We start from the raw sequence: 14,599 nt of genomic DNA on the forward strand, positions 1-14,599 counted from the left end.
GGCTCATGAATCCTCCCATACATCGGACAAGAGATCCCCGAATATTTTCTTTAATGCCTTCTTCTCGTACTCATCTTTGTTCTCATTGGCAGTGATCAGGTGCTTTGGCGTCTCCCAGGAGAACCAGTCCCGCATGGTCATGTACGAGAGGAGGTTGTCGGTTACGAGAACCCCGACCTTGTAGAGGTCATGGAAATACTCCAGGGTTGGCTCTTCATCCCACTTCACCAGCCCGAGCGGCTTGTCAATGATCTCGAGCATGTTGTCGCCAAAGACCTTGGACTGGTACCATGCGGTCTGCGTCCACCGTGTCGTCAGCATCTCCTTGACCTCAAGATGGTTGAACTTTTTCATCTGGGGGATATTCAGCACCGGCATCAGTTCATCTGCGGGAAGGGTCTTAGCCAGGAACATGTCGCGGGCATAGAACATCGCCTTGTTCATGACAAAATACCGGCGGGGGATGATGGTCTCCTGCTCCATCATCTCGTCCATGTCATGCTTGCTCTCCTTCATGATATGGTAGAGCTGGGTCTTGCGGATCTTGGGCATGCGGTGATAGACGCTGGCATTGTTGATCGCATTCCACGGGATCTCGTTGACATCGTCATTGAAATGGGTGAAGAGGATGAAGAGCATCTGGATGAGTTTCTGGACCGGGAGTTTGTTCTCCTTCTTTGCCTCGTCCTTGAGCGCATCGATATAGATCTGGCGCATGCCCCGGTACACGGAATCCTGATCATACGAACAGACCTTGTACGCAGAGAGTTTCGTTGCAGCGCCTTTCATGAGCAGGTGCGTGCAGTGTTTTGCGATGACGAAGTCCTTGAGCAGGCCGATATACTGTGCGGGAAAGATGATGACGTTCGTGTCAATATCGTACGTATATTGATCGACCAGGGTGCCGGCCGGATCTGCTTCCGGCTGCCGCAAGAGCGAGATCTCCGTGTCGAGAAGTTCTTCCGTCTGGGTGATGAACCTCCGGATTGGTTTGGATAAGGGCATCTCGGTCTTCATGTCGCGGTCCCGGTTATGTCCCTGGCACACTCGCGTCCAGGGTTTTATTCCAGTGAGCTTATGTTTCACTGCTTTTTATATCATGCACATGAAAAAATACCGGATCTCAATCCGGATAACCAAAAAAAATTATTTCCTTTTATGGGAATGGGTGAGCGATTCAAAGAGTCCCGAGAATGCATGGGGCTGTTTTGGCCTGAATACGCCCTGGTTTACGTACCGGACATCTTCAATCGAAAAGAATGCCCCGGGATTGGTATCTTCGATATGCTCCGTGATCCGCGGTACATCCGTGCGGTTGACCAGCGAGAGGATCATCCGCACGCTGCCCCGGGTTCCCTGGGCATCCAGTCTCGTAGCACCATAGTGTTCCGCTTCAAGGAATGCCACGATCTTATCGGTGGATTCTTCTGTTGTGACAATCCGCAGGATCACGGTACCGATCGAAAGTTTCTCCTCGATGACAAGCCCGATATAGGTCCCGGAGGCAAACCCGAACGCGTAGGCCATGAAATTCGCCACGTTCGAGAGATCCTTTAAGACAACTTCCATGGCGAGCAGCCAGATGATGATCTCGAAGAATGCGATGATAGGAGCGAGGTACTTGATCCCCCGCGATATGTACACGACCCGGATGGTCTCCATGCTCACATCGGCTATGCGGGCAAGGAAGATGAGCAGGGGAAGGATGACCCATGCATATAGTTCAGGACTGATGACGAAGAACGACATATGTTCACCGTAGTTGTGACTGGATTCCGATGGACTCTTTAAAAAGGGTTGTTGAGTATTTCTATATCAATATTCCTCGTAATCCGGGAAAAAAAGAACAATCTGGGGAAATATCCGCTCTAGCGCGGATGATCTGGCCCGGATGATCACACGTACTTCGCGGGATCGGCATCGAACTTCTTCTTGCAGCCCGGGGCACAGAAATAATACTTCTTTCCCTTGTGTTCGCTCGTGAACTTTGCCGTCTTCTCATCAACGGTCATTTTGCAGATCGGGTCAATCGCCATGATACACCTCAGTCACCTGACTTTCTTTGCATCGGGTATATACTTTTTTAACAGGAGCGAGAGGGAGACAACGGTAACCGAACTCGCGGCCATCGCCAGTGCTGCCAGTTCCGGACGGAACATAATCCCGAATGCGGGATACAAAACCCCGGCCGCAACCGGGATGAGTGCCGCATTGTAGGCAAAGGCCCAGAAGATGTTGCCCTTGATCCGTCCCATCACTTTCTTCGAGAGCTGGATGGCGGCTACGGCATCGAGCAGGTCGTCCCGGACCAGCACGATCTCCCCGCTCTCGATGGCGACATCGGTGCCGCTCCCGATGGCAATGCCGACGTCCGCCTGCGCAAGGGCCGGGGCATCGTTGATCCCGTCGCCCACGAAAGCAACGACTTCTCCTCGTGCCTGCAGGGCCCGGACTTCGGTTTCCTTGTCCTGCGGCATCACCTCCGCTATGACCGTTTCGATCCCGGCCTGGCGGGCGATTACGTCGGCAGTCCGCCGGTTGTCTCCCGTGATCATGGCAACATGGATTCCCATCTGCTTGAGCCGGGAGATCGCATCTCCTGTTGTTGTCTTGAGGGAATCTGCAATTGCGATCACGCCGGAAATTTTCCCACCGGCAGCAACAAGGACCGCGGTCTTTCCCTCCAGTTCAAGTTCCGTGATGCGGGAATCGATCACGTCAGGGATCGTCACCGATCGCTCGCCGAGAAACGCCCGGTTGCCTACTAGCACCGTCTCGCCCAGCACCACTGCTGAGACTCCTTTTCCTCCGAAGGTATCAAAATTGCCGGCCTCTTCGATCTTCACGCCCCGGTCCTGCGCTGCCCGGACCACGGCAACAGCCAGCGGGTGCTGCGAGTTCTTCTCGACACCGGCGGCCAGTGCGAGCAGCGTATCTTCTGAGATACCGGAAGGTACGACATCGGTCACTTCGGGCGTTCCTTTTGTCAGCGTCCCGGTTTTATCAAAAACAACGGTGGTCACCTTCCCGGCCGATTCGAGTGCCGAACCGTTCCGGATCAGGATCCCGAGTTCTGCTCCCCGGCCTACGCCAACGGTGACTGCGGTCGGCGTGGCAAGCCCGAGGGCACAGGGGCAGGCAACCACGAGCACGGAGATGAGGGCGGTCAGGGCAAAGAGCGCTGTCTCGTGGAAGACGAAATACCAGAGCACGAACGAACTAAAAGCGATGATGAGAACCGCGGGGATGAAGTACGCCACGGCAATGTCAGCGATCCGCTGGACCGGCGGCTTCGAGCCCTGCGCATCCTCCACGAGCTGGATGATTTGTGCAAGTACCGTATCCCTCCCGACCTTCTCGGCCCGGATGGTGATGATGCTGTTCGTGTTCAGCGTGCCTCCGACAACGTGGCTGCCCGCTTTTTTCAGCGGGGGCACCGGTTCACCGGTGATCATCGCCTCGTTTACATAGCTCTCGCCCGCGACTACGATCCCGTCCACCGGTACGCTTGCGCCGGGCTTCACGATCACGAGATCGCCCACGATAACATCCTCAACCGGGATCTCCTGTTCGATCCCGTTGCGGGTGACCGTTGCGACCTTCACCCGGAGACCGGCCAGTTTTTTGATCGCGTCCGATGTCCGTCCCTTTGCCCGGGCCTCGAGGAACCGCCCGAGCATCAGGAATGCGGCAAGCATGATGGCCGTATCATAGAACATGTACTCGTGCGTGAGGACAATGCCGAACGTGCCCATCACGCTCGCGACAAACGATACGCCCGTGCCCATCGCGTACATCACGTCCATCGAGAGCGTCTTGTGCGAGAGCGAGATCCAGGCAGCCCGGAAGATCGGGGCCGCGACAAAGACGAAGACCGGTGTTGAGATGATGAGCATCGCGTAGGAGAGTGCCTGCATGGAGATCGGGAGCGGCAGGTACATTGCGATCATCAGGGGAATGCTGACCGCAAAGCCGATCATGAACCGGACGAACTTGTCATGCAGGTCGGCATCCCGTGCTTTCTTCTCCGCCTCCTCGCTCACCTCGCCGGCAATTCCGAGGTACTGGTAGCCCGCGTCCTCGATCGCTTTCTTCATGTCCGGAATATCCGAAAGCGAGGGATTGTAGGTCACGTATGCCTTCTCGGTGCCGAGGTTTACCGTCACCGCGACAACCCCGGGCAGGGCCCGGAGGGCGGCCCCGATGGTCTCGACGCAGGTGGCGCACATCATGCCCCCGACCGTGATCACGACTTCGCTGTTTGCCACATCATAGCCTGCGTCCTTCACCGCCTTCTCCAGCATCTGGAGCGAGACTTTTGCAGGATCGAATTCCACGTGGGCCTTCTCTGTCCCGAAGTTCACCTGTGCGCTCTTGACATCCCCGACCTTTGACAGGGCTTCCTCGACACCCGCGGCACACATGGCGCAGTGCATGCCCGCAATCTTCAGTTCGGCCTTTTTCTTCTCCGGTTCCGGCATAAATCAGATCTCCTTCAATGGCTGTATTTTTGGTATTGACACCTGTGTGAGTTCCTCAATACGTTCCTCATATACCAATTCGAACGCGCTGAAGATCCGCGCCATGGATGCCCGCTCCTCTGCACTCAGGGTACCGATCTGTCCAACGATACGGGCATAGGTTTGTGCGTGGATCTCCTCGTGGCTGCGATAGGCAACCCTACCGTTTTTCGTCAGTTCGAGTGAAACCTCTTTTTCATTGCGGATTCCCCTTACTTTACGCACCAGCCCGCGTTTTGTCAGCCTGGTGACTACCTGAGATGCTGCTGATGGTGTAACTCCGAGAATATCCGCGATGATCCTGACATTGTTCTCCGGGGTGTTCCCGATTGCCTGGATTGCATGGATCTCGGAAAACGTGAGTGATTCGTTAACCCCGAAATTATTGGGGATATTTTCCATGACATTCATTTTATGCCAGATCCGTATCCAGATCCGGTACAATTCCGGCATTTCAGGGGCAGCAGGTTTCATATTCATATCAGTTAATCAATTAGTTACTTAACGATTAAGTTATTAATCAATCTATCCAAATGGTGTAGTGGGTACCCGCGATCTTCAGTTCGGACTTTTTCTTCTCCGGTTCCGGCATGGGTTCTCCTTGTGTGGTTTCTCTGGCTTTGGGATAATAACCGTTGTGAATGTACCATCGGATCCACCGGAATTCCGGGTGACCCTGGGATACCGCCAATATCATTAATACCGCCGGCAGATGATCCTGATCGGGAGATCATTTTTGGGAATCTTTCGCTATGACAACAAGTATGCCGCACCGACCAAGGAGCAGCGGGCGCGGTACATGCAGGGTGAATGCGAGGAGCATACGTTCGGGAAGGATGGCGAGATCCTCCTCATCCTGTACGATGAAGCTGCCTACCTGAAGGATGACAAGGAAGGGGTCCGGATCCTGTTCACGGGCGTGCATGACAAGAAAAAAGTCCAGGACGAAGTGAGCCGGCTGATCGAAGAGCACGAGCAGCGGGAGAAGACACCGGACGAGTTCCGGAACGGCAACGGGCAGTGACGGGACCGGCAGGAGCCCCGTACTCCCCATGCAGGCGGATCCCGGGCTCCGGTGCAGGGAAGCCCGGGCCGGATTATCCACCGGTTCTGGTTATGCGCTGCATAGAACCGGATCAGAACCATACATAACTGATTATTCACCGCAAAATAGCCGGAGTGCAGACAGCGGGAACCGGATTACGTTTTTCAGCCGGTGCAGCAAACAAATCCTTTATGGGAATTGGCGAACGGGTTGCCCGCTTCTTTTCAGGGTTCAGGAAGAAGAAGGAGTATCCCCTGTACGAAACCTGTGCGGTCTGCGGCGAGCGGGTGTACCTCCCGTTCTTCTGCGAATACTGCCGCCGCTATTATTGCGACCGGCACCGGCTCCCGTTCGATCATGAGTGTAAAAATATCGGGAAATGGAAAGAGCAGCGGAAGTGAAAAGCACCCGGTATAACCGGTAAAAAATCCGGAGAGAATTGCTTTTTTATTCCTCGCACTTGAACTCGATGTCGTCATTCATGTGCTCATATCCCCAGTCACAGAGCTGGTCGAGGATCGGGATGAGGGATTGTGCGGTCTCCGTGAGCGAGTACTCCACTTTGGGAGGTACCTGCGGGTAGACTTTCCTGATCACAAGGCCGTCCGTCTCCAGTTCGCGGAGCTCTTTGGTCAGCATCCTCTGGGTGATCCGGGGCGTTACCCGGTCCACGATCTGGTTGAAGCGCAGCGTCCCGTCCCTGAGCTGGTAGATGACCAGCGGCTTCCATTTGCCCCCGATCACGTCCAGCGTTGCCTCGATCCCCCAGCTGTACTTGTATTTTTTCGGCGTGGCGCTCATAGTATCAAATCTGTTAGTATGTCACATATGTGTTTGTATGCACTATATCTGTCATACATATTTGATATATACTACAATTACACAGGCGATACTGACAGAATCGGTTGGAGGATGGAGCAATGAGTCAAAGAGTGTTAATTTTATCAGCCAGTCCCCGGAAGGGCGGAAATTCAGATCTGTTATGCGACCAGTTCATGAAAGGTGCAATCGAAGCCGGGAACCAGGCAGAGAAAATCCATGTACCGGATAAGAACATCAATTTCTGCACTGGTTGCCTGACCTGTCAGAGCAACGGGGGAGAATGTGTCCATGACGATGACATGGGAGAAATCCTGGAAAAAATGATTCGGGCAGATGTTCTTGTACTGGCGACCCCGGTCTATTTCTACAACATGGATGCCCAGATGAAAGTGCTGATTGACAGGACGTGTCCGCGATACACCGAGATCTCGAATAAGAAAGTGTACCTGATCGCCACCAGCACGGACACCGGGCCGGGAGCCATGGAGGGTACTATCAATGGGTTCAGGGCAGCTCTCTCCTGCTATCCCCATGCTGAGGTGGCAGGGATCATCTGCGGAAAAGGCGTGACGAATGCCGGCGATATCCGGGGAAAACCGGAGATGGCTCGTGCGTATGAAATGGGAAAAAGTGTGTGAATGCATGGCCGGATGACACCGGATGGCCGGGACCCGTGACCGATGAAGAATGTATGGTGACCCATTGGGGACGTGAGATCCCCCAGAGGATGAACGTGAAGAACGTAAACGGAAATGATGCAAAATGCCTGATCGCGTATTTTTCGCGCCCGGGCAACAACTATGTCAACGGGACGATCGTGGACCTGCCCGCTGGCAACACCGAAGTCATAGCAAAAATGATCCGGGAAATGACGGGAGGCGACCTGTTCCCTATTGAAGCGGTACACGCGTATCCCGCAGACTATACGGAAACCACCGAAGTTGCACAGGAAGAACTTCGCGCCAATGCCCGGCCGGATCTTACCCGTCATCTGGAAACCCCGGATTCCTATGCTGTGATCTTTCTCGGCTATCCCAACTGGTGGGGAACGATGCCGATGCCGGTCTTCACCTTCCTTGAGAAATATGACCCCGCCGGAAAAACGATCGTCCCGTTCTGCACGCACGAGGGGAGTGGTCTCGGGCGGAGTGTTTCAGATATCAGGAAGATTTGCCCGCAGTCTGCCGTCAAGGAAGGCCTTGCGGTTCGTGGCGGCGATGTAAAAAATGCACGGGATGAGGTTGCCGGGTGGCTGCAGGACAGCGGGATGAGATTTTAAAAGAACAAAATAATTGAATCGGAAATTACCACTGATTACCAGAATCGCCAGAAAACCGGGTGAATAAATGCTGTACAGGAAAATGCCAAAAAACGGGGATGAACTCTCCATTCTCGGGTTCGGGTGCATGCGCCTTGCCTCAAAAGCGGATGGATCGATCGATGAAGAACGGGCCAGAAAGCAGCTGCGTTCGGCAATCGATCATGGTGTAAATTATGTTGATACCGCATGGCCCTACCATATGGGGCAGAGCGAGCCGTTCGTGGGTCGTGCCCTTGCGGACGGGTACCGTGAAAAAGTAAAACTCGCGACAAAACTTCCCTCATGGCTCATCGAAAAGCGGGAGGATATGGATAAATTCCTGGATGCCCAGCTGGAGAAACTCCAGACCGACCACATCGACTATTACCTTGTCCACGCGCTTGTTGGCGACCTGTGGGATACGGTCGAGAAGTTAGGCGTGGCGGACTTCCTCGACAAAGCCAAGGCCGACGGCCGCATCCGGAACGCAGGCTTCTCCTTCCACGGTGCAGGGGAGGATTTTAACCGGATCGTGGATGCTTATGACTGGGACTTCTGCCAGATCCAGTACAACTTCCTTGACGAGAAGAACCAGGCCGGTACCGCGGGCCTGGAATACGCAGCGTCCAAAGGTCTGGGTGTCATCATCATGGAGCCCCTCCGGGGAGGGAACCTGACGAGGTCAGTACCTCCTGCGGTGAAAACAATCTGGGACAATGCCCCGGTACAGCGGACTCCTGCGGAATGGGCCTTCCGCTGGATACGGGACCATCCGGAAGTCACGGTCGTCCTCTCCGGGATGAATGACGAGACACATATCCGGGAGAATCTCACGGTGGCAGACCAGGCCCGCCCCCATTCGCTGACGGAAGCGGAACTGTTGCTGGTAAATACGGTGGAGAAGAAGTACCGTGAACTGATGAAAGTGGGCTGTACCGGCTGCCGGTACTGCATGCCCTGTCCGTCAGGTGTCAACATCCCGTTGTGTTTCGAGGAGTACAACAACCTGTACATGGTGGATAATTCCGATGAGGAAAAATTCATGTACGCTGCACGGGCGGGCGGCGCCGTTGGCATCGGAACGCCCGAGTTTGCATCCCTGTGCGTCCAGTGCAGACTGTGCGCAGAAAAATGCCCCCAGCACATCGACATACCAACGGTCCTCGAATCCGTTGTGGCAGAACTCGAAGGGCCCGGTTTCGACGAGAGAGTTGCCATGGCACGGCAGATTTTCAAACAGACGTGAGAACGCTGCAGCGTCACTATTTTTTTGTCACTCATCCCGGTATGCCGGGTAAAAAGAGCGGCCCTTATTTCCGGGCTTTTCCCTTCGTCATCTCCGGTTCCTGCTCCATGAGCAGGTTGATGATAGTCTCCGATATATCCCCGGCATATTCGCCCGATCTGCGGATACTTTCGGCAATGTAGCCCACGTGGATGGCGATCATCGTGTCCTGTTTCAGGACCATGTTGTTGATGTCGCCGCAGATCTTCTCCAGTGCTGCGATGGACTCGATATTCCGGTGGGCGTCCTTCATATCGGAATTGAAGAAGGACACGATTGACTTGTTGAAGATCTCCATCGACATCGTGCTCGCTTTCCGGATGGCGCTCGTTATTTTCCTGTCCAGATCGAACCCGGCAATCGGCTGGACATTCTCCGCGATCCGCACGGCATGGTCCCCGACCCGCTCGATGATCCGGCTGAGCATGAAATAATGCATCGCCATGGTGGGGGAGACACCCATCCTGCGGGAGAGGCTGGCGTTCTGCATCAGCATGTTGGTCTGCCGGGCAACCAGCCAGTTGAGCCGGTCCGGGTCCGTGTCGCGGGCAACAACATCCTCCGCGAGCGTCTTGTTCTGCGTCTCAAGAGCCGCGATCGCGTCCTCGTGCATGTTCTTGACGATCACGAACATCCGCCGGATAGTGTTGTCGAACGGCATCTCCGCCGGGTTGAGCAGGTCTTTTATCGCGATGACGGTCTCCGTCTCCTCGACAACTTCCTGGCCGATGGTCATCTGGGTATAATCCCGGACAACTGCCCGGACAAAGGGCGGGAACCGCTGTTTCGTGGTGATCCGGATCATGGTATAGCCGGTAATATACGTCCCGATAAGAATGCGGAAGAGGAATGCCGGATCGGAGATCGTGGTGCTGTCGATCTCCCTGACCTTGTGGACCGGCTCATCGGTCACTTTCGTGGTCACGAGCAGCGTCCCGTCCGTCTGGACGATGAGCCCGACGGGATCGTTCTTCTTGATCTTCTGTCCGTCCGCCCAGTCCTTAGGGAGCGTCACGACAAATGACGACCCCCCGGTCACCTGCACTCTCCGGATCTCCATGGTCTCACTCTATTTCCCGAGAAGTATGATAAATCTATGTCTCTCTATATCTCACTATCTTGTATATATACTAATATAGTCTATGTCGACAATCAGTATATAGTCAGGCGATGGATGGATGATAGAACACCATGAATCAGAAACGGAGTTCATACCTGACAATCACCTTCAGTCTCATCGCGATCTTCCTGTTCGCGATCACTGCGGGATGTACCGGCGCTGAATCGACAAAGGCTGTTGCCACCCAGGCACCTGCCGTATCAACCCCTGTGGCGGATGCGGTTACCCCGGTGGCAGTCTCTTCCCCGGCTGCGGCAACAACCGCTGCACCGGCAGCAACCACAGCCGTGGCATCAACCGGCCAGAAACAGACGATCAAGATCAGCGGGTCTACCACCGTCCTCCCCATCGTGCAGAAAGCTGCCGACCAGTACATGGCCACCCACCCGGATGCGGACATCCAGATATCCGGGGGCGGATCGGGTGTAGGTATCCAGGCAATCGGTGCAAAGACCGTGGACATCGGCATGACGTCGCGTGAAGTGACCAGCGCCGAGAAAGCAAAGTACCCGAACTTTGTGATCACCACGGTTGCCCAGGATGGCATTGCGATTGTCGTCAACCCGGCCAACACGATCCCGTACATCACGCTCGACCAGGCAAAGAAAATCTATCTCGGCAAGATCACCAAGTGGTCCGAAATTACCGGGGCGGATGTTCCGGGCACCAACAACCAGATCGTGATCATCGGCCGCGACAGCGCTTCGGGCACCCGCACCTACTTCGATGAGACGGTTCTCCTGAAAGCAACACCCACAAGCAAGATGCTGGAGAAGAACTCCAATGGCGCCGTGCTCCAGACCGTTGCACAGACCCCCGGGTCCATCGGGTACATCTCCATCGGGTTCGTCAGCAGTGACGTCAAGGCACTCCCGATCTGGTACAATGCCAACAAGATTATTCCGGCATCCCTTGAGAACGTCAAAACCAAAACCTACCCGGTCTCCCGTGACCTCTACGTGATCACCAACGGCCAGCCTTCCGGCCTTACCGGCGACTTCATCAATTACATCCTCAGTGCGGACGGCCAGAAGATCGTGTCCGATGAGGGCTACGTGACCCTGAGTTGAAGGAGAGGAGATCACAACCCATTTTTGACAACGGAGGCGAACCACCATGATCACCGGTAGTTACAAAGAACCCGGACATACCGTCTCCTCCCGCACGGCCCGCGCCTCGCTGCTGAAAGAGCAGGCGATAAAAACCGTATTCTTCTGCACAGCATCTCTTGCAGTCATTGTCGTCACGTTCATTCTCCTCTTCTTGTTACGGGACGGATACCCGGCCTTTGCACAGGTTGGCATCATCGACTTCCTGTCCGGCATGACCTGGGCCCCGACCGCGGCAGAACCCCTCTACGGGATCTACCCTCTCATTGTCGGGACACTCCTGGTCACGCTCGGTGCCATGGTATTTTCCGTCCCGCTTTCCATCGGCTGTGCAATCTACATATCGGAACTTGCGTCCCCCCGGGTGAAACAGGTTCTCAAGCCGGCCATAGAACTCCTCGCGGGCATACCGTCTGTTGTGTACGGGTTCTTCGGCCTCATCATTCTCACGAATTTTATCCGGGTCACGTTCGATCTCCCGACCGGGGAGACCTGGCTCGCGGCATCGGTCCTGCTCGGCATCATGGCGCTGCCAACCATCATCAGCGTATCAGAAGACGCGATCAGCGCCGTGCCCCGCGAGTACAGGGAGGGATCGCTCGCCATCGGGGCAACCCGCTGGCAGACGATCAGCCGGGTCATTGTGCCCGCCGCCCTCTCGGGCATTGCCGCCGCGATCATCCTTGGCATCGGGCGGGCGGTGGGCGAGACCATGGCGGTCATGATGGTTGCCGGAAATGCAGCGATCATCCCGGATCCTATCTGGAACATCCTATCCCCGGTACGGACACTCACCGGCACGCTCGGCATCGAGATGGGGGAGGTTGCGGTGGGGAGCGAGCACTACAGCGCACTCTTCGGAGTCGCGGTCGTCCTGCTCCTCATCACGCTCATCATCAACCTCTCGGCCGTTGCGATCCTGCGCCATCTCCATGAAGGGCAGACTGCCCGGTCCGGCAGACAGTCCCTCATCCCGGAGTACCTGAAAGCATCGTTTGCCCGGTTCCTGAAGATCGCGCTCGTGCTCCTGCTGCTGGTCTTCCTCGTTGCCGCGCTCCCGTGGTACCTGGTCATCCTGGTCCTGCTTGCCGCAGGTGCCTGGTATTATGGGAAGGACCGGCTCTCGCAGAAGCAGATCGAGAAGATCTCCTTTGGCCTGATCATCGCGTCGGCCGTCATCGTCCTTGCCATCCTTGTCATCATCCTGCAGGACATCGTGGTCAACGGCCTTCCTGCACTCTCGTGGGAGTTCCTGACCCAGCCGCCCCGGGATCTCGGCCGGGCAGGGGGCATTTACCCGGCGATCATCGGCACGCTCTGCCTGGTTGCCGGGGCGATCGCCATCGCCCTCCCGCTGGGGATCGGGGCCGCGATCTATCTCGTGGAATACACCCGCGAGGGGAGGATCACCCGGCTGATCCGGACTGGTGTCGACCTCCTGAACGGGACGCCATCGATCGTCTTTGGCCTCTTCGGGTTCGCCTTCATCGTTCTCTATCTCCACGTGGGGGTCTCGATGTTGGCCGGCCAGGTCACGCTCGCCCTGATGGTACTCCCGACCATTATCCGGACCACCGAGGAATCCTTAAAAAGTATCCCGCAGGCCCTCCGCGAGGGAAGCCTTGCGCTCGGGGCAACCAAATGGCAGACGATCAGCCGGGTCGTCCTCCCGCCGGCCGTGCCCGGCATTGTTACCGGGTCCATCCTCTCGATCGGGAGGGCAGCGGGCGAGACTGCACCGATCATGTTCACGGCTGTTGTCTTCTCGCAGCGCTTTTTGCCGGACTCGGTCTTCGCGCCGGTGATGGCCCTGCCGTACCATCTCTTCATCCTTGCCACCAATGTGCCCGGCGCATCCACCAACCAGTACGGCACGGCGCTGGTCCTGCTGATCCTTGTCATCGGGTTTTACTCGGTCGCGATCCTGGTGAGAACCCATTTCCAGAACAAGTCACGGGGGTAACCGTATGTCTGAAAACTGTACCATTTCCACAACCAACCTCAACCTCTGGTATAGCGGGAAGCACGCGCTCCAGAGTGTCTCCATGACGATCCCGAAGAACCGGGTCACGGCCCTGATCGGCCCGTCCGGCTGCGGGAAGTCGACGCTGCTGCGGTGCTTCAACCGGCTCAACGATCTCATCGACCACGTGAAGATCACCGGCGAGATAGCACTGGATGGCGAGAACATCCACGCACCGGATACCGATGTGGTCACGCTCCGGAAACGGGTCGGCATGGTCTTCCAGAAGCCCAACCCGTTCCCGAAATCGATCTACGAGAATATCGCGTACGGCCCGCGGGTCCATGGCGTGAAGGACAAGGCAGAGCTCGATAAAATTGTCGAAGAGAGCCTGCGCCACGCCGCGATCTGGGACGAAGTATGTGACCGGCTCAATGATTCGGCGCTCGGCCTCTCGGGCGGCCAGCAGCAGCGGCTCTGCATTGCCCGGACGCTCGCAGTCGAGCCCGAAGTGATCCTGATGGACGAGCCCTGCTCGGCCCTCGACCCGATTGCAACCGCTAAGATCGAGAACCTCATCGAGCTGCTCAAGACCGAGTATACGGTCATCATCGTCACGCACAACATGCAGCAGGCAGCCCGGGTCAGCGATTATACCGGGTTCATGTATCTCGGAAAACTGATCGAATGCGGGAAGACAAAGGAGATCTTCGAGCACCCGAAGGAAGAACTCACGGAAAATTATATCACCGGGCGGTTCGGGTAGGTGGAACATGGCAGAAAAATTTCACACGGAACTCAAAAGCCTGAAGAAGGATACGGTTGCGATGGCGGCACTCGGGCGGTCAATGCTCAGGATCGCGGTCGATGCCCTGATCCGGCAGGATAAGGAGATGGCCGCCTCGGTCATTGCGCAGAAGGACGAGATCCACCGGATGGAAGTGCAGATCGAAGAGCACTGCTACCAGCTCATTGCCCTCAACCAGCCGATGGCAAAGGACATGCGGGTCATTGCCTGCACGCTCAAGGTCATCACCGCATCGCTCCGGATCGGGCGGTACGGCAAGGTGATCGCAAATATCGTCCGGGAGATCTCCGACAAGCCCCACATCGCGAACCTGATGAGCATCCCCCACATGGCCGATCTCGTCATCGACATGGTCGACGATGCGGTGAAAGCCTATGACGAGGAGGATATCGCGCTCATCGGGGATTTCTCGGCACGGGACGATACGATCGATGCGCTCCGGCACTCGATCTTCCGCGAGGGCATCACGTACATGATGGAGGATCCCAAGAACATCTCGCGCTGCACGCACTACATCATGGCCGCCCGGTACCTCGAGCGCTGTGCGGACCATGCCTGCAAGATCGCCGAGAACGTCCACTACATGCAGACCGGCGAACGGATCGAGATCCACTGACCGGCCCCGGC

General features: G+C 56.2%; 16 protein-coding genes. 9 read left to right on the plus strand and 7 right to left on the minus strand.

Annotation, left to right across the window (positions count from 1 at the left end; all coding sequences use genetic code 11):
- Positions 1 to 3: 3 nt before the first annotated feature.
- From LUQ43_RS08980 to LUQ43_RS09000, 5 genes are all read right to left on the minus strand, one after another.
- A complete protein-coding gene (locus LUQ43_RS08980; protein ID WP_299966508.1) occupies positions 4 to 1,017 on the minus strand; it encodes a hypothetical protein in 1,014 nt (337 codons plus the stop codon).
- Positions 1,018 to 1,146: 129 nt separating this feature from the next.
- Entirely contained in the window at positions 1,147 to 1,749 is a 603-nt protein-coding gene (locus tag LUQ43_RS08985) for a DUF5698 domain-containing protein (RefSeq protein WP_299966510.1), read from the minus strand.
- A gap of 146 nt (positions 1,750 to 1,895) precedes the next feature.
- The gene (locus LUQ43_RS08990; RefSeq protein WP_299966512.1) at positions 1,896 to 2,036 is read right to left on the minus strand and encodes a YHS domain-containing protein; all 141 of its coding nucleotides are present in this window, start codon (positions 2,034 to 2,036) and stop codon (positions 1,896 to 1,898) included.
- A gap of 12 nt (positions 2,037 to 2,048) precedes the next feature.
- Positions 2,049 to 4,481 carry a heavy metal translocating P-type ATPase gene (locus LUQ43_RS08995; RefSeq protein ID WP_299966514.1) on the minus strand — a complete coding sequence of 811 codons (2,433 nt, stop codon included), beginning with the start codon at positions 4,479 to 4,481 and terminating at the stop codon, positions 2,049 to 2,051.
- A 3-nt stretch (positions 4,482 to 4,484) separates the two neighbouring features.
- A complete protein-coding gene (locus tag LUQ43_RS09000) occupies positions 4,485 to 5,000 on the minus strand; it encodes a MarR family transcriptional regulator (RefSeq protein WP_299966516.1) in 516 nt (171 codons plus the stop codon).
- A gap of 256 nt (positions 5,001 to 5,256) precedes the next feature.
- On the opposite strand from LUQ43_RS09000, the gene LUQ43_RS09005 reads away from it, so the two are divergent.
- Positions 5,257 to 5,544, plus strand: coding sequence for a hypothetical protein (locus LUQ43_RS09005; protein ID WP_299966519.1), 288 nt, complete (start codon positions 5,257 to 5,259; stop codon positions 5,542 to 5,544).
- Between the two features lie 212 nt (positions 5,545 to 5,756).
- Positions 5,757 to 5,966: an AN1-type zinc finger protein gene (locus LUQ43_RS09010; RefSeq protein WP_299966521.1), complete on the plus strand. Its 210-nt coding sequence runs from the start codon at positions 5,757 to 5,759 to the stop codon at positions 5,964 to 5,966.
- Positions 5,967 to 6,012: 46 nt separating this feature from the next.
- Here the strand turns inward: LUQ43_RS09010 and LUQ43_RS09015 are convergent, their stop codons facing one another.
- Entirely contained in the window at positions 6,013 to 6,366 is a 354-nt protein-coding gene (locus LUQ43_RS09015; protein ID WP_299966523.1) for a helix-turn-helix domain-containing protein, read from the minus strand.
- Positions 6,367 to 6,485: 119 nt separating this feature from the next.
- Between LUQ43_RS09015 and LUQ43_RS09020 the strand changes: the two genes are divergently transcribed.
- The 3 genes from LUQ43_RS09020 (at position 6,486) to LUQ43_RS09030 (ending at position 8,933) form a co-directional block, all read left to right on the plus strand.
- Entirely contained in the window at positions 6,486 to 7,025 is a 540-nt protein-coding gene (locus tag LUQ43_RS09020; RefSeq protein ID WP_299966526.1) for a flavodoxin family protein, read from the plus strand.
- A 53-nt stretch (positions 7,026 to 7,078) separates the two neighbouring features.
- Positions 7,079 to 7,666 carry a flavodoxin gene (locus LUQ43_RS09025; protein WP_299966528.1) on the plus strand — a complete coding sequence of 196 codons (588 nt, stop codon included), beginning with the start codon at positions 7,079 to 7,081 and terminating at the stop codon, positions 7,664 to 7,666.
- 67 nt (positions 7,667 to 7,733) lie between these two features.
- Positions 7,734 to 8,933: an aldo/keto reductase gene (locus LUQ43_RS09030; RefSeq protein WP_299966531.1), complete on the plus strand. Its 1,200-nt coding sequence runs from the start codon at positions 7,734 to 7,736 to the stop codon at positions 8,931 to 8,933.
- 64 nt (positions 8,934 to 8,997) lie between these two features.
- On the opposite strand, the gene LUQ43_RS09035 is transcribed toward LUQ43_RS09030, so the two are convergent.
- Complete coding sequence (locus tag LUQ43_RS09035) at positions 8,998 to 10,032, minus strand: phosphate uptake regulator PhoU (RefSeq protein WP_299966534.1); 1,035 nt, start codon at positions 10,030 to 10,032, stop codon at positions 8,998 to 9,000.
- A gap of 131 nt (positions 10,033 to 10,163) precedes the next feature.
- Between LUQ43_RS09035 and LUQ43_RS09040 the strand changes: the two genes are divergently transcribed.
- Genes LUQ43_RS09040 through phoU form a run of 4 tightly spaced genes read left to right on the plus strand, consistent with a single transcriptional unit; the run spans position 10,164 to position 14,588 of the window.
- On the plus strand, positions 10,164 to 11,162 hold the full coding sequence (locus tag LUQ43_RS09040) for a phosphate ABC transporter substrate-binding protein (protein ID WP_299966536.1): 999 nt from the start codon (positions 10,164 to 10,166) through the stop codon (positions 11,160 to 11,162).
- Positions 11,163 to 11,208: 46 nt separating this feature from the next.
- The gene (gene pstA, locus LUQ43_RS09045) at positions 11,209 to 13,164 is read left to right on the plus strand and encodes a phosphate ABC transporter permease PstA (RefSeq protein WP_299966539.1); all 1,956 of its coding nucleotides are present in this window, start codon (positions 11,209 to 11,211) and stop codon (positions 13,162 to 13,164) included.
- Between the two features lie 4 nt (positions 13,165 to 13,168).
- Positions 13,169 to 13,930, plus strand: coding sequence for a phosphate ABC transporter ATP-binding protein PstB (gene pstB / locus LUQ43_RS09050; RefSeq protein ID WP_299966541.1), 762 nt, complete (start codon positions 13,169 to 13,171; stop codon positions 13,928 to 13,930).
- Between the two features lie 7 nt (positions 13,931 to 13,937).
- Complete coding sequence (gene phoU, locus LUQ43_RS09055) at positions 13,938 to 14,588, plus strand: phosphate signaling complex protein PhoU (RefSeq protein WP_299966543.1); 651 nt, start codon at positions 13,938 to 13,940, stop codon at positions 14,586 to 14,588.
- Positions 14,589 to 14,599: the final 11 nt, after the last annotated feature.

Origin of the sequence: Methanoregula sp. (assembly GCF_028679125.1) — an archaeon.
In the GTDB taxonomy this organism is placed as follows: domain Archaea; phylum Halobacteriota; class Methanomicrobia; order Methanomicrobiales; family Methanospirillaceae; genus Methanoregula.

What these genes read in the sequence shown, in the direction of transcription:
- LUQ43_RS09030 (WP_299966531.1), top strand. Translation starts at nt 7,734, where the DNA reads ATGCTGTACAGGAAAATGCCAAAAAACGGGGATGAACTCTCCATTCTC.
- LUQ43_RS08985 (WP_299966510.1), bottom strand. Translation starts at nt 1,749, where the DNA reads ATGTCGTTCTTCGTCATCAGTCCTGAACTATATGCATGGGTCATCCTT.
- phoU (WP_299966543.1), top strand. Translation starts at nt 13,938, where the DNA reads ATGGCAGAAAAATTTCACACGGAACTCAAAAGCCTGAAGAAGGATACG.
- LUQ43_RS09000 (WP_299966516.1), bottom strand. Translation starts at nt 5,000, where the DNA reads ATGAATATGAAACCTGCTGCCCCTGAAATGCCGGAATTGTACCGGATC.
- LUQ43_RS08990 (WP_299966512.1), bottom strand. Translation starts at nt 2,036, where the DNA reads ATGGCGATTGACCCGATCTGCAAAATGACCGTTGATGAGAAGACGGCA.
- LUQ43_RS08995 (WP_299966514.1), bottom strand. Translation starts at nt 4,481, where the DNA reads ATGCCGGAACCGGAGAAGAAAAAGGCCGAACTGAAGATTGCGGGCATG.
- LUQ43_RS09040 (WP_299966536.1), top strand. Translation starts at nt 10,164, where the DNA reads ATGAATCAGAAACGGAGTTCATACCTGACAATCACCTTCAGTCTCATC.
- pstA (WP_299966539.1), top strand. Translation starts at nt 11,209, where the DNA reads ATGATCACCGGTAGTTACAAAGAACCCGGACATACCGTCTCCTCCCGC.
- LUQ43_RS09020 (WP_299966526.1), top strand. Translation starts at nt 6,486, where the DNA reads ATGAGTCAAAGAGTGTTAATTTTATCAGCCAGTCCCCGGAAGGGCGGA.
- LUQ43_RS09035 (WP_299966534.1), bottom strand. Translation starts at nt 10,032, where the DNA reads ATGGAGATCCGGAGAGTGCAGGTGACCGGGGGGTCGTCATTTGTCGTG.
- pstB (WP_299966541.1), top strand. Translation starts at nt 13,169, where the DNA reads ATGTCTGAAAACTGTACCATTTCCACAACCAACCTCAACCTCTGGTAT.
- LUQ43_RS08980 (WP_299966508.1), bottom strand. Translation starts at nt 1,017, where the DNA reads ATGAAGACCGAGATGCCCTTATCCAAACCAATCCGGAGGTTCATCACC.
- LUQ43_RS09015 (WP_299966523.1), bottom strand. Translation starts at nt 6,366, where the DNA reads ATGAGCGCCACGCCGAAAAAATACAAGTACAGCTGGGGGATCGAGGCA.
- LUQ43_RS09010 (WP_299966521.1), top strand. Translation starts at nt 5,757, where the DNA reads ATGGGAATTGGCGAACGGGTTGCCCGCTTCTTTTCAGGGTTCAGGAAG.
- LUQ43_RS09025 (WP_299966528.1), top strand. Translation starts at nt 7,079, where the DNA reads ATGGTGACCCATTGGGGACGTGAGATCCCCCAGAGGATGAACGTGAAG.